14 protein-coding genes are annotated in these 12,800 nt (G+C 70.1%); 4 read left to right on the top strand and 10 right to left on the bottom strand.

Annotated elements, in window-relative coordinates; all coding sequences use genetic code 11:
• Positions 1–26: 26 nt before the first annotated feature.
• The 3 genes from ACZ6TI_RS25110 to ACZ6TI_RS25100 all read right to left on the bottom strand — a co-directional run bounded on the left by ACZ6TI_RS25110 (position 27) and on the right by ACZ6TI_RS25100 (position 2,609).
• On the bottom strand, positions 27–1,127 hold the full coding sequence (locus tag ACZ6TI_RS25110; RefSeq protein ID WP_465347569.1) for a BMP family lipoprotein: 1,101 nt from the start codon (positions 1,125–1,127) through the stop codon (positions 27–29).
• Positions 1,128–1,322: 195 nt separating this feature from the next.
• Entirely contained in the window at positions 1,323–1,580 is a 258-nt protein-coding gene (locus ACZ6TI_RS25105; RefSeq protein ID WP_465347568.1) for an SCO4848 family membrane protein, read from the bottom strand.
• A 33-nt stretch (positions 1,581–1,613) separates the two neighbouring features.
• Entirely contained in the window at positions 1,614–2,609 is a 996-nt protein-coding gene (locus tag ACZ6TI_RS25100) for a hypothetical protein (RefSeq protein WP_465347567.1), read from the bottom strand.
• Between the two features lie 101 nt (positions 2,610–2,710).
• Between ACZ6TI_RS25100 and ACZ6TI_RS25095 the strand changes: the two genes are divergently transcribed.
• Positions 2,711–3,304: a TetR/AcrR family transcriptional regulator gene (locus ACZ6TI_RS25095; protein ID WP_465347566.1), complete on the top strand. Its 594-nt coding sequence runs from the start codon at positions 2,711–2,713 to the stop codon at positions 3,302–3,304.
• Positions 3,305–3,341: 37 nt separating this feature from the next.
• Here ACZ6TI_RS25095 and ACZ6TI_RS25090 read toward each other — a convergent pair whose 3' ends face one another.
• From ACZ6TI_RS25090 to trpS, 4 genes are read right to left on the bottom strand one after another with little or no spacing between them, the layout of a single operon-like run.
• Positions 3,342–3,740 carry a hypothetical protein gene (locus ACZ6TI_RS25090; protein WP_465347565.1) on the bottom strand — a complete coding sequence of 133 codons (399 nt, stop codon included), beginning with the start codon at positions 3,738–3,740 and terminating at the stop codon, positions 3,342–3,344.
• Between the two features lie 10 nt (positions 3,741–3,750).
• Positions 3,751–4,668 (bottom strand): YihY/virulence factor BrkB family protein, encoded by a 918-nt coding sequence (locus ACZ6TI_RS25085; protein ID WP_465347564.1) that lies wholly within the window; start codon positions 4,666–4,668, stop codon positions 3,751–3,753.
• Positions 4,669–4,689: 21 nt separating this feature from the next.
• On the bottom strand, positions 4,690–5,223 hold the full coding sequence (locus tag ACZ6TI_RS25080; RefSeq protein ID WP_465347791.1) for a 2'-5' RNA ligase family protein: 534 nt from the start codon (positions 5,221–5,223) through the stop codon (positions 4,690–4,692).
• Entirely contained in the window at positions 5,220–6,245 is a 1,026-nt protein-coding gene (gene trpS / locus ACZ6TI_RS25075; RefSeq protein WP_465347563.1) for a tryptophan--tRNA ligase, read from the bottom strand. The genes ACZ6TI_RS25080 and trpS overlap by 4 nt, the downstream gene beginning before the upstream one ends.
• A gap of 90 nt (positions 6,246–6,335) precedes the next feature.
• On the opposite strand from trpS, the gene galE reads away from it, so the two are divergent.
• From galE to ACZ6TI_RS25060, 3 genes are all read left to right on the top strand, one after another.
• A complete protein-coding gene (gene galE, locus ACZ6TI_RS25070; RefSeq protein WP_465347562.1) occupies positions 6,336–7,361 on the top strand; it encodes a UDP-glucose 4-epimerase GalE in 1,026 nt (341 codons plus the stop codon).
• A 12-nt stretch (positions 7,362–7,373) separates the two neighbouring features.
• Positions 7,374–8,510 carry a galactokinase gene (gene galK / locus ACZ6TI_RS25065; RefSeq protein ID WP_465347561.1) on the top strand — a complete coding sequence of 379 codons (1,137 nt, stop codon included), beginning with the start codon at positions 7,374–7,376 and terminating at the stop codon, positions 8,508–8,510.
• Positions 8,511–8,598: 88 nt separating this feature from the next.
• Positions 8,599–9,150 (top strand): snapalysin family zinc-dependent metalloprotease, encoded by a 552-nt coding sequence (locus tag ACZ6TI_RS25060; protein ID WP_465347560.1) that lies wholly within the window; start codon positions 8,599–8,601, stop codon positions 9,148–9,150.
• Here the strand turns inward: ACZ6TI_RS25060 and ACZ6TI_RS25055 are convergent.
• The 3 genes from ACZ6TI_RS25055 to ACZ6TI_RS25045 all read right to left on the bottom strand — a co-directional run bounded on the left by ACZ6TI_RS25055 (position 9,140) and on the right by ACZ6TI_RS25045 (position 12,800).
• The gene (locus ACZ6TI_RS25055; RefSeq protein WP_465347559.1) at positions 9,140–10,048 is read right to left on the bottom strand and encodes a glycoside hydrolase family 43 protein; all 909 of its coding nucleotides are present in this window, start codon (positions 10,046–10,048) and stop codon (positions 9,140–9,142) included. The genes ACZ6TI_RS25060 and ACZ6TI_RS25055 overlap by 11 nt on opposite strands.
• Before the next feature lie 131 nt (positions 10,049–10,179).
• Complete coding sequence (locus ACZ6TI_RS25050) at positions 10,180–11,928, bottom strand: glycoside hydrolase family 43 protein (protein WP_465347558.1); 1,749 nt, start codon at positions 11,926–11,928, stop codon at positions 10,180–10,182.
• Between the two features lie 2 nt (positions 11,929–11,930).
• The gene (locus ACZ6TI_RS25045) at positions 11,931–12,800 is read right to left on the bottom strand and encodes a carbohydrate ABC transporter permease (protein WP_465347557.1); all 870 of its coding nucleotides are present in this window, start codon (positions 12,798–12,800) and stop codon (positions 11,931–11,933) included.

Below are 12,800 nucleotides of genomic sequence, written 5' to 3'. Positions count from 1 at the left end.
CGGCCTGGATGTTACCTAGCTATCGATCACTTCGGGGAGTTCGCGGACTCCACCTTCACGGTGCCCGCGATGATGTCCGCCTTCAGCTTGTCGACCTCGCCCTTGAGCGTGGCGTCGACCTTGCTGTCGAAGCTGTTGTACGGCGCCAGCGACACCCCGTTGTTCTCCAGCGTGCCCAGGTAACCCGGGTCCGCGGCGAGCGGCTGGCTCGCGGCGCCGGCCGCGACGGCCTGCTCCACGGCGTCGGAGATGTTCTTGACCACGGTGGTCAGGAAGACGTCGCAGTACTGCGCGGCGCTCTTGCAGCCGTCCTGGTCGACCCAGATGACCGAGGTCTTGCCACCGGACGCCTTGGCCACGTCGGCGGTGCCCAGCCCGGTGCCACCGGCGACCGGCATGATCACGTCGGCGCCCTGGGCGACGAACGTGCTGGCGATCGACTTGCCCTTGTTCTGGTCGATGAACGTCTCGGCGAAGGTGCCGTTCTGCGTCGCCTTGGCCCAGCCGAGCACCTGCACGTTCTTGCTCTTCTGCTTGTTGTAATAGGCCACCCCGTCGACGAAGCCGTCCATGAACACGGTGACCGGCGGGATCTTGAGGCCGCCGTAGGTCGCCACCTTGCCCGACTTCGAGTAGCCCGCCGCCAGGTAACCGGCCAGGAACGCGGCCTGGTCGGTGGCGAACTGCATCGGGTAGACGTTGCTCGCGCCGTCGATCGCACTGTCCACGATGCCGAACTGCTGCGACGTGGACTCGGCCGCGACCTTCTTGGTGGCGTCGCCCATCAGGCCGCCGACCGCGAGGATGAAGTTGCACTTCTTGGTGACGTAACCGCGCAGGTTGGGCTCGTAGTCGGCCTCGGCGGTGGACGCCACGTATTCCGGCTCGACGTTGCTCTGGGCGGTCTTGGCCGCCTGCACGCCGGCCCACGCCGACGCGTTGAACGAACGGTCGTCGATGCCGCCGACGTCCGTCACCATGCAAGCCTTGTATGGGGCACCGGCGGCGGCACTGCTGCCGCTGCCGCTCGGGGTTTCCTCGGGGGCGTCGCCACAGGCCGCGGCGGCGAGCGTCAGCCCACCCGCCGCGAGAATCGCAACGATTCGCTTCCCACGTACTGGGCGCAAGACGCCCTCCTTCCACAGCACACCGGCACACGACGGTGAGTTCTCGGACGGGAGCGTACGCGCAGGCCAGGGCCGCGTCAGGAAATCCGGCCGTACTGTTGGCGCACCGTTACCTCCCCGCAACTGCATCGCTCGCCGGTTGCGGCTTTAGGTGGATTCGGCGAGGAAATGCCCGGCGTCTCGCGAAACCTGCCGTTAATCTTTCGGCGCCTCGACCGATGTGCCCGCAGTTTTTAAGGCGCGCCACGCCCGGACGCCGAGCACGCCGGCGGTGCTGCCGATGGCCAGCGAGGCCGCGATCAGCAACGCGTGCACCCACAGGAACGAGGTCGGCGCGCCGTCCGCGAAGGACCGGTCGTCCCGCCAGATCGCCAGCCCGAAGCGCGGCCAGATCAGCCAGGTCCAGACACCGACCAGCACGAGGAAGACCGCCCACCGGCGCGTGATCACCACGCGCCAAGTATGGGCGGTCTCCCCGTCGCGGGTTCAGCGGGCCGCGACCGGCTCGCGCTCGGCGGGCGTCTCCGCGGCCACCGGGGTGGTCGCCGCGATGCCGCGCCGACCGGCCGCGACCAGGACCAGACCCACCATCGCGTACGCCGCCAGCACACCCGCCGCGGCCAGCCCGCCGTGCCCGTCGAAATACGTGACCGAGCGCAGCAGCGTGGCGCCGGCGCCGATCGGCAGCCACTGCCCGGCCTCACCCCACGGCTGCGGCAGCAACTCCGGGGCGGACGCCACCGCGGAGAGCGCGTTGCCGATCAGGAAGACCACCAGCGCCCCCAGGCCCAGACCGGCCTCGCCGAGCACCGCGGCCAGCCCGCTAACCGTGGCCGACACGGCCAGCGCGAAGAGCGCCAGCACCCCGGCGGCGGCGAGGTAGCCGCCCGGCAGGACGTCGAGCCAGTTCTGCAGCACCGCGGCGCCGGCCAGCCCGGCGGCGATCGAGAAGGTGGCCAGGGCGGCGAGCCGGGCCGGCCGGGCCCGGACCACCAGGAAGATCAGCACGCCGGCCAGCAGCGCGGTGATGGCCAGCGGCAGGAAGCCGGCGCCGAATCCGGCGCCGCGCGGGTCGCCGCTGTGCACGGGCACCACGTCGACCACCGTGGCCGGGACGCCGAGGCCAGTGGCGGCCTGGGTCAGCAGGGTGGACACGGCCGGGCTCGCCGCGGACGCGACGTGCACCTCGGCCCCGCCCGGGGTGACCACGATCGCGCCGTACACATCACGGTCCTTGATCGCGGCGTCCGCCGCGGCGGCGTCGGCGACCTGGCTGACCTCGAAGGCGCCGGGGTGCTCGGCGGCGAGTCGGCCGGCGATCGCCGCGGTGGCCGGAGGTGGACCGGCGAGCGCGATGGGCAGATCGCGGGGCCCGATGTTGGCGGCCGGCGCCGCGAAGAGCGGCACCAGCAGCGCTTGGACGGTGACGATGAAGAGCGCGACGAGGATGCCGAGGGTGAGTGGGGAGCGACGCTTCTGCATGATCTTCTCCTAAAACGAATGCTCGTTCTCTTTGACTCACACAGGATGCTCCCAGCTGTCCGATGACGTCAAGAACGAGCGTTCGTTTTACACTGTGGGACGTGCCACGTGTCTCGGAAGATCACCTCACCGCCCGCCGCGACCAGATCCTCGCCGCGGCCCGCGCCTGTTTCCTGCGCAATGGCCTGCACAACACCTCGATGCAGGACCTGATCCGCGAGGCGGACCTGTCGGTGGGTGCGGTCTACCGCTACTTCAAGTCGAAGAACGAGATCATCAACGCGATCGCGGAGAACGTGGCCGGCGGCATCGCGGCGGCGCTGCAGGAGGTCGCCGATCGGGAGCCGCCGCTGCCGGTGCCGGAGGCGATCGGCGCGGCGCTGGACATCGTCGATACCCAGCTGGGTCCCGGCGGCTCGTTTCCGCTGGCGGTGCAGATCTGGGGCGAGGCGACGCTCGATCCGGCGATCGGCGCGATCGTGCGGGAGCGCTACCGCGCGCTGCAGGCGGCCTTCCTGACCATCGCCCAGCGCGCGCACGAGCGCGGCGAGCTGCCCGCGGACAGCGATCCCCGGGCGGTCGCCTCGGTGCTGTTCACCATGGTCCCGGGCTACGCGCTGCAGCGGATGCTGATCGGCGGCGTGGACAAGGAGACCTTCAAAGCGGGCATGCGGGCGGTGCTCAGCCGGGCGTGACCCTCAGCCGGGCGTGACGCTCAGCCGGGTGTGACGCTCAGCCCGGCGCGACACCGGGCAGGCGGGCGGCCAGCCGGGCGAAGCCGGCGCGTACCTCGGTCGCGGTCGGCGCCGGCCCGGGCTCGACCCGCTCGCCGTCCCACTCGTCGTCGTCGTCGAACGCCTCGACCGCGGGCTCGGCCGCCGCCCGGGCGGTCTCGATCTCCTCGCGGATCGCCTCCGCGTCGACCAGCGGCAGCAAGGGCTCGACCACCGCCAGCAGAGGTTCGTCCGCCACCACGGCCTGGGCGAGGGCGAGCGCGTGCCCGCGTTCGTATGGTCCGCAGACCACCGGCTCCCAGTCCTCGTCGTCGCCAAGCGCGCCGACGGTGATGACCCACGGCAGTTCGGCCACCGGCGAATCCGGCGGCAGGCTCAACGTCACAAGATTGCCCACGCGGACATCATTACGGGCTGTGGTGTCGAATCCAGGTATTTTGCCCCACCGGGGCATTTTTATCGTCAGCTGCGAGGTCCACCACGCGACCGTGCGGACTGGTCGCCGCCCAGGCCGCTCCGAAGAGCAGGAGCTGGTTGAACGCGTAGAGATAAACCAGCACGCCGACCGCGCTGGCGACCAGACCGTAGGCCGGATTGCGCTGCACGAGATCGACGAAGAACCTACCCACCGTGTTCAGCAGAGTGATGCCGACGCCGACCTGCAGCACCGGCGGAATCATCCGCCGCGCGGTCATCCGCAGCCGCGGCACGGCGGCCAGCAGGGCCGCGCCGAGCAGCATGTTGATCGCCACGGTGGCGATCCAGCTGACCGTGGTGAGCAGCCAGGAGGCGTGCCCGTCGCTGAGCCAGGCGAGCAGCCGCTCCAGCCCGTTCACCGCGCCCACCGACAGCGCGATCAGCACCAGGATGCCGAGCATGATCGCGAGATCGACGACCTGGCGCAGCACGATGTAGCCGGGGTGTTCGTTGAGCCGCCAGATCAGCCGCTGCGACGACCGGATCGCCTCGACCCAGCCGATGCCGGTGAACATCAGGCCGATCAGGCCGACGACGCCGACCGTGCGGCCGCTGTCGAGGATCTGCTGCAGTTTGAGGAACGGCAGATTCTGCCCGAGGAAGTCGCGGACGATGGCGAACAGCTCGGGGTTGTTGTCCAGCAGGATGCCGAAGATCGAGTAGCCGATCAGCAGCAGCGCGAAGACCGCGAAGAAGCCGTAATAGGCGATCGCGGCGGCCAGCCGGCCGCCGTTCACCTCGTCGTACCGCAGCCAGGCGCGGCTGAAATGGTCGAAGTACTTCGACCGATAGCGCCACCGCATGATGCGCGCCTCGGCCGCGTTGTAGACACGGTCCACGGCGTTCACGCCGTGACCGTACCCAATGTCTTAGCCGCCCAACGGGAAGTCACGCCGTGGCCGCCACGGGCCTTCGCCGCCGTGGGTGAACAGCGTGAACGACGGAACGTCGAAGCGTGCGGAGAAGTCCGAAAGGTCCTCGAAGGCCGCGTCCAACGCCTCGGCCGGCACGTCCTGGGCCACCGTCACGTGCGGGTGATAGGGAAAGCGCGCGTCGCGGTGCACACCCTCGGCCGCGACGATCGCTGCGGCCAGCAGCTCGCACTCGCTGATGCCGACCGCGAGCGTCACGAACACCACCTCGGTGATCGGCCGGAAGGTGCCGGTGCCGCGCAGGTGGATGGTGAACGGCGGATGCCCGCAGGCCACGTCCTCGAGGTGCTTCTCGATCGCCGGCAGCAGCTCCGAGGCCACCTCGGTGGGGCCGAGCAGCGTCACGTGGGCGGGCGTGAACGCCGCCTGCGGATCGCCCGCCTCGGCACGCCGCCGGGTCAGCAGCGACCCCCACGGCTCGGGGATGTCGATGGCGACACCGATCTTGGTGGTCGGAGCCACGCGGGTCAGGCTCCGCGCGCCGGGCTCAGAAAACCGATGTTCTGGTACGCGTGCCCGAGCGTCACTGCCGACACCGCCCGAGCCTTCTCCGCGCCCACCGCCAGCACCTTGTCCAGATAACCCGGGTCCTCGAGGTACATCCGGGTGCGCTCCTGGATCGGCTTGACGAACTCGACGATCACGTCGGCCAGGTCCTTCTTGAGGTCGCCGTAGCCGCGCCCGTCGTAGTGCTCGAGCAGCTCGTCGATGGTCCGCGTGGTGAGCGCGGCATAGATGGTCAGCAGGTTGCTGATGCCGGGCTTGTTCACCTCGTCGTAGAGGATCTCGCGGCCGGTGTCGGTGACCGCGGACTTGATCTTCTTGGCCGACCGGGACGGCTCCTCGAGCAGCTCGACGATGCCGTTCGGCGACGACGCGGACTTCGACATCTTGCTGGTCGGGTCCTGCAGATCGGTGATCTTCGCGGTGTCCTTCACGATGTACGGCGAAGGCACGGTGAACGTCTTGCCGTATCGCGTGTTGAACCGCTGCGCGAGGTCGCGGGTGAGCTCGAGGTGCTGCCGCTGGTCCTCGCCCACCGGCACCTGGTCGGCCTGATAGAGCAGGATGTCCGCGGCCTGCAGGATCGGGTAGGTGAACAGCCCGACGCTGGTCGAGTCCTGCCCCGACTTCGCCGACTTGTCCTTGAACTGGACCATCCGGCCGGCCTCGCCGAAGCCGGTGATGCAGTTGAGCACCCAGGCCAGCTGGGCGTGCTCGGGCACGTGCGACTGGACGAAGAGGGTGCAGCGGTCGGGGTCGAGCCCGAGCGCGAGCAGCTGCGCCGCGGAGAGTCGTGTGCGATTGCGCAGCGCGACCGGCTCATGGCCCATCGTGATGGCATGCAGATCGACCACACAGTAGAACGCGTCGTGCGTGTCCTGCAGCGCCACCCAGTTGCGCACCGCGCCCAGATAGTTCCCGAGGTGGAACGAGTCGGCGGTGGGCTGGATCCCGGAGAGCACCCGTGGGCGAGGGGCGGCGTCGGACATGAGCGCCATTGTGACAGTCTCGGCCCACTTCTCGTAAACCGCCCGGGCGTGGGATGTCAGATGTTTGAACGTGTTGACTTTTGAGCGTTCATGGTGGAACGTAGAATCCGGTATGACACCTATGGGAGGGCGCACACCGTGAAACTGCTCGTCACCGGAGGAGCCGGCTATGTCGGCAGCGTCACCAGCCGGCTGTTGCTCGACGCCGGACACGAGGTGACGGTGCTCGACAATCTCAGCACCGGCTTCCGCGCGGCGGTAGCGCCCGATGCGACCTTTGTCGAGGCCGACATCGCCGATGCCGGCACCATCCTGACACCCGATGCCGGCTTCGACGCGGTGCTGCACTTCGCCGGGCTGATCGCGGCGGGCGAGTCGATGGTGCGGCCGGAGATCTACTGGGACCACAACGTGCAGCGGTCGCTCCAGCTGCTCGACGCGGTGCGGGCCGCCGGGGTGCCCAAGTTCGTGTTCAGCTCCACCGCGGCGGTCTACGGCAACCCGAGCGAGCTGCCGATCACCGAGTCCGCGGTCAAGCAGCCGACGAACACGTACGGCGCGACCAAGCTGACCTTCGACCACGCGCTCACCTCCGAGGCGTTCGCGCACGGGCTGGCCGCGGTTTCGCTGCGCTACTTCAACGTGGCCGGCGCACTGATCCGGCCGGACGGCACTGAGATCGGCGAGCGGCACGACCCGGAGACCCACCTGATCCCGATCGCGCTGCAGGTGGCCGCGGGCAAACGGGCCAAGCTGGCGCTCTTCGGCGACGACTACCCGACCGCCGACGGCACCTGCGTGCGCGACTACATCCACGTGGAGGACCTGGCCCGCGCCCACCTGCTGGCGCTGGACGTGGCCACCGCCAAGGAGCACCGCATCTACAACCTGGGCACCGGCAGCGGGTTCACCAACCGCGAGGTGGTCGAGGTGGCCCGCGAGGTGACCGGGGCCGAGCTGCCGGTGGAGATCGCGCCGCGCCGCGAGGGCGACCCGGCCAGCCTGGTCGCGTCCTCCGCGCTGGCCCGGGCCGAGCTGGGCTGGGTGCCGCAGAAGGCGACGCTGCGCGACATGATCGGCGACGCCTGGGCGTTCTACCGCACCCACGTCGCGTGATCTGATCTGCTGATGACCGACGTCGCATCGACCTTCCGCGATCAGTACGGCACCGAGCCGGAGGGCCTCTGGGCCGCGCCGGGACGGGTCAACCTGATCGGCGAGCACACCGACTACAACGACGGTTTCGTGCTGCCGTTCGCCCTGCCCGAGCGGGTGGTGGCGGCGGCGTCCCGGGCCGACGCGGGCTGGCAGGTGAGCTCCGACCTGCAGGCCGAGCCGGTGTCGTTCGACTCGCCCGGCGAGCCCGGGTCGGTGACCGGCTGGGCGGCATATGTGGCCGGGGTGGTCTGGGCACTGGGCGAGGCGGGCCACGACGTGCCGCCGGCGAGGCTCGCGCTGACCTCGGAGGTTCCGCTCGGCGCCGGGGTGTCCTCCAGCGCCGCGCTCGAGTCGGCGGTGCTCACCGCGTTGGTCGACCTGGGCGGGCTGGACATCCCGATGGCCGAGCGGCCGGCCATCGCCCAGCGCGCGGAGAACATCTATGTGGGCGCGCCGACCGGCATCATGGACCAGTCCGCGTCGATCCGCTGCCAGGCCGGCCGGGCGCTGTTCCTGGACTGCCGGTCGCTCGAGGTCGAGCAGATCCCGTTCGACGTGGCCGCCGAGGGCCTGGCCGTCCTGGTGATCAACAGCAACGCCCCGCACCAGCACGTGGACGGGGAGTACGGAGCCCGCCGCAAGTCCTGCGAGGAGGCGGCGCGGCTGCTCGGCGTGCCGGCCCTGCGGGACGTCTCCGCGGACGGGCTGGACGAGACGCTCAAGCAGCTCGACGACGACGTGATGCGGCGCCGGGTGCGGCACATCGTCACCGAGAACCAGCGCGTGCTGGACACCGTGGCGCTGCTGCGCTCCGGCCGGATCCGCGAGATCGGCCCGCTGATGACCGCGTCGCACGCGTCGATGCGCGACGACTTCGAGATCACCGTGGACGAGGTGGACACCGCGGTCGAGGCGGCGCTGCGGGCGGGGGCCTATGGCGCCCGGATGACCGGCGGCGGCTTCGGCGGCTGCGTGCTGGCCCTGGTCGACGCCGACCGCGCGGACGAGACGGCGGCGGCGGTCGCCGACGCGTACTCGAAGAAGGGTTTCGCCTCTCCGACGCCGTTCGTGGCGGTGCCCAGCCAGGGTGCGACCCGGCTGGGATGACACAGGCGGTATGAGCGATTTAAATCGATGATCTTCTCTTTCTGGGTACGGTCGGCCGGCAGGCTTTCCGACCCCCAGGAGGGCATCGATGATGTTCCGCAGGATTGCGGCGGCACTCTGCGCCGCCGCGCTCATCGCCGGAGTTCAGCTCGCCGGCGCATCCCCCGCCCAGGCCGCGCCGCGCGTGCTCTATTACGACGCGTCCACGGCCCAGGAGTTCATCGCCGTGGTCAACCAGGGCGCCGAGATCTGGAACGCCCGGGTGGCCAACGTCCGGCTGCTGCCGGTGCCGGCCGGGCGCACCCCCAACATCCGGGTGTACGCGGACAACGGCTGGCCGCGCACCTACCGCACCTCGCTCGGCAACGGCCGCTGGTACATGGGCCGTGAGGCGGTGAACGAGGGCTACTACCCGCCGCGCATCGCCGCGCACGAGTTCGGGCACATCCTCGGGCTGCCCGACCGGCGCACCGGTCTGTGCGCCGACCTGATGTCGGGCAGCAGCGCGCCGGTCTCGTGCACCAACCCCAACCCGAACACCGCGGAACGCACCCAGGTCGACGCCAACTTCCGCAGCACCGTCACCGCCGGTCCGCAGACCTATGTCTGGGACGGCGACCTTGCCGGAGTCAGCGGCTAGGCAGGGGCTGAGGGTCGGCGGTGGGCCCACGCACCACCGGCTTGCCGTCGACCCAGTCCACCCTGTCCAGCCAGAGCTGCCGCCCCGGGCTCACGCTGCCGATCGCGTCCGGCGGCCAAGCGTGATAGAGCAGCCAGGACTCCCCGGCCGGGGTGGTCACCAGGAAGCTGTGCCCGGGCCCGGCGGCGGCCGGCGACGACTCGAGGATCGGGTTCTCCGCGGCCTTGCGGCACGGCCCGAGCGGGCTGTCGCACACCGCGTAGCCCATCGCGTAGACGTCCCGGTCGAAGGCGTTGGCCGAATAGAACAGGTAGAGCTTCCCGTCGTGCGCGACCAGCTGCGGCGCCTCGATCACGTGGTCCTCCCACGCGGCGTCGTTGACCAGCAGCTGCTTGGGCTCGCCGGTCAGCTCGCGGCCGTCCGGGCTCAGCTCCGAGCCGTAGAGCCAGGTCGGTTGCCCGATCGCGTTGCCGTCGTTCTTCCAGTAGAGGTAACGCCTGCCGTCCGCCGCCGTGTACGGGCTGGCATCGATCGAACCGCCCTCGTCGGCCTGGCAGATCAGCGGCCGGTCCGACTCGTCGGCGAACGGGCCCTCCGGCTTGGCGGAGAACGCCACCCCGATGCACTGCCGCCCGGTCGCCGCCGAGCGGGCGGTGTAATAGAGCAGGTAGCCGCCGTCGCCCGCGATCACCTCGGGCGCCCAGGTGTTGCCCGGCTCGGCCCAGCTCCCGATGGCGGGCATCGAGTCGCCGGCTCCGGTCCAGTGCACCAGGTCGGGCGAGGTCAGCACGGGCACGTTGGCGGCGGCGTTGTTGGTGCCGTAGGCGTACCAGGTGCCGTCGACCGCGATCACCCCCGGGTCGGGGAAGTTGTCCGCGAAGACCGGGTTGGTGAACATCGCCGCCTCCTTCGGGGCTGTTGCCGGCTCGGTCCCGCCACACCCGGCCAGCACAAACAAAACCACAAGCAAGTGGTAGCCCACGCGTGCATCCGGGAACCGGATGCACCGGTGGGCTACCACTTCGGTCTTCACCACCGGCTGAACCTCAGGTAGTCAAAGCTCGCCGTGACGGCCGGGGCGGCGCCGCCGTGGGCGACCAAGCCGACCCGCGGGGTGGTGTCCGCAGGCATCGTCCACACGCCACCCCAGGTCCAGGTGCGGCCGTCGCGGCTGACCCCGGCGCGGTACTCGTGCTCGCCGCTCGCGTCGGTGCGGTGCGCGAGCCGGAGCCAGGTGGTCTGCTCCCCCGGCGTGCCGGCGATCGTGCCGCCGTAGGACAGTGCGCCCGCGTACGGGATCTCGTAGCCGAACTCGACCTGCCTGGTGTTCCAGATCGACACCACGGACAGTCGCGCGAAGCGGTCGTCGTCCACATAGGCGATCAGGCCGGCCTGCTGGTAGTTGCGTACGGTGTCCTCGCCCAGCGGCAGCGTCAGCTTCGTCTCGGCGATCCACCGGCCGGGCGGCGCGTCGCGCAGCAGCACGCCGGCGTCGTTGCCGGTGCCGGTGAGGTCGGCGCCCTGCACCGGCCAGGTGAGCTTGCCCCGGGCGACCGCGACGGCCGGGTCAGGCCGCACGAATTCCCAGCTCAGCGGGGGTGTTGCGCCGGTGTGTGCAGAGACCCTCTGCACACCTGTACGCAACGGCCTGGCGAACTCGTCCGAGTACCGCGGCAACGCGCGCCCCGGCGACGGCACCGGCACCGGCTCGACCGCTGTCGGCGGCTTGGTGCCGGGCCGATCCCGCAACACGTCGGACGCCCACGCCCCGGCCCGCACGGTCGGCCAGCCGTCGATCCAGTCGAGACGGTCGAGCAGCATCGGCCGCTCGTTGATCCCGAACGGCTCGTCCAGGTAGGGATCGTTGCGGTCGATCGCGTGGTAGACGAACCAGTCCTGCCCGACCCGGTCGGTGACGATGCCGTTGTGCCCGGTGCCGACCCAGCGGTTGCCGTTCGCGGCGATCACCGGGGTGCCACCGGCCCGCGACACGTTCAGCGACTGCCCGGTCCGGTCCACGAACGGCCCGCGCGGATCCCGCGAGCGCCCGGCCGACACCGAGTAGCCCGTGGTCGGCCCGGCGCAGCAGTTCGCCGACGACGCGAACAGGTAGTACCAACCGGCCTTGCGCACCACGTAGGCGCCCTCGAACTTGTTGTCGATCGCGACCCGGGTGGCGGCGCCGGTGGTGTGCAGGCCGTCCGCGGTGAGCTCGCTGACCCAGATGCCGCCGAAGTAGCTGCCGTAGTAGAGGAACTTCCGGCCGTCCGGGGTGGCGAGCAGATCGGGGTCGAAGGTCCACAGCCAGCCGCCGTCGCCACTGGGCCGGGGTGCCACCACCGGCTCGTCCACGAAGGTCCACGGGCCGGTCGGGGTGGGCGCGGTGGCGGCGCCGATGGCCGAGGCGCCGGGCGCGACGGTGGTCTCGGTGACGGTCACGTACATCACCCAGCGATTGCCGATCCGGCGGACGTCGGGCGCCCAGAAGGCGGCGTTGGAAGCCGCGAAGGCGGGTCGTTGCGCAGCGGTGAAGGCGTCGCCGACATAGGTCCAGTCGACCAGGTTGCGCGACTTGCCGATCGGGATCCGATGCGGCACCTTCTCGCCCTCACGCAGTGGATCCGTGGTGCCGTAGGCGTAGTAGAAGCCGTCGCCGCCAGGCACGATCACCGGGTCCGCGAACGTGTCCGCGAAGCTCTCGGAGATCGGGTTCGCGTGCGCCACGGCCGCGGGAGCCAGGACAAAGAGGACAGCGAGCAGAGACACTAATCGGCGCATGATCATCCTTTCAACCCGGACCGGGAGACGCCCTCGATGATGTACCGCTGACAGACCACGAAGAGGATCAGAACGGGAATGCTGGCCAGCGCCGCGCCCGCCATGATCACCGGATAGTCGGTGGTGTACGCGCCCTGCAGCGTGGCCAGACCCGGCGGCAGCGTCAGGTTCTCCGGGCTGAACAGCACGTAGACCGGCCAGATGAAGTCGTTCCAGTTGGTCAGGAAGGCGATCACGGTCAGCGTCGCGAGCGCCGGCTTGGACAGCGGCAGGATCACCTTGGTGAAGATCTGCCACGCGTTGGCGCCCTCGATCAGCGCCGCCTCCTCCAGCTCCCGGGGCAGCGCGGAGAAGAACTGGCGCAGGAAGAACACGCCGAACGCGCTGGCCGCACCCGGGACGACCAGCGCCCAGATGCTGTCCAGCCAGCCCAGCCGGTCGACCATCAGGAAGTTCGGGATCAGCATCACGAAGCCCGGCACGAACAGCGTCCCGATGATCACCGAGAAGATCAGGTTCTTGCCGCGGAACTGCATGCGGGCCAGCGCGTAGGCCGCCATCGACGCGACGATCAGCACCAGCAGCGCCTGCCCGGTCGCGGCCACCATGCTGTTCAGGAACCAGCGCAGCACCGGGGTCTGGGTGTTGCCGGCGAAGAGCGCCTCATAGGCCCGGGTGCTGGGGTCCGCGGGCAGCCACGCCGGCGGCACCGCGGTGGCCTCGCTGGTGGTTTTGAACGAGGTCAGCAGCATCCACACCAGCGGCGCGACGAAGACGATGCTGATCCCGATCAGCACGGTGTACCAGGCGATGCCCTTGATTCCGGAGGCCTTCAGTCCGCTTTTGGGCGGCGGCGGGGCGGTGGAGGTCAT

The organism is Actinoplanes sp. NPDC051388 (assembly GCF_055586225.1).
This window is presented reverse-complemented; position numbering and strand designations above follow the sequence as displayed.

Coding starts and splice junctions, on each gene's coding strand:
- ACZ6TI_RS25055 (WP_465347559.1), bottom strand. CDS start 10,048: ATGTTCACCAACCCGGTCTTCGCGGACAACTTCCCCGACCCGGGGGTG.
- ACZ6TI_RS25050 (WP_465347558.1), bottom strand. CDS start 11,928: ATGCGCCGATTAGTGTCTCTGCTCGCTGTCCTCTTTGTCCTGGCTCCC.
- ACZ6TI_RS25100 (WP_465347567.1), bottom strand. CDS start 2,609: ATGCAGAAGCGTCGCTCCCCACTCACCCTCGGCATCCTCGTCGCGCTC.
- ACZ6TI_RS25045 (WP_465347557.1), bottom strand. CDS start 12,800: ATGACCTCCACCGCCCCGCCGCCGCCCAAAAGCGGACTGAAGGCCTCC.
- trpS (WP_465347563.1), bottom strand. CDS start 6,245: ATGTCCGACGCCGCCCCTCGCCCACGGGTGCTCTCCGGGATCCAGCCC.
- galK (WP_465347561.1), top strand. CDS start 7,374: ATGACCGACGTCGCATCGACCTTCCGCGATCAGTACGGCACCGAGCCG.
- galE (WP_465347562.1), top strand. CDS start 6,336: ATGGTGGAACGTAGAATCCGGTATGACACCTATGGGAGGGCGCACACC.
- ACZ6TI_RS25060 (WP_465347560.1), top strand. CDS start 8,599: ATGATGTTCCGCAGGATTGCGGCGGCACTCTGCGCCGCCGCGCTCATC.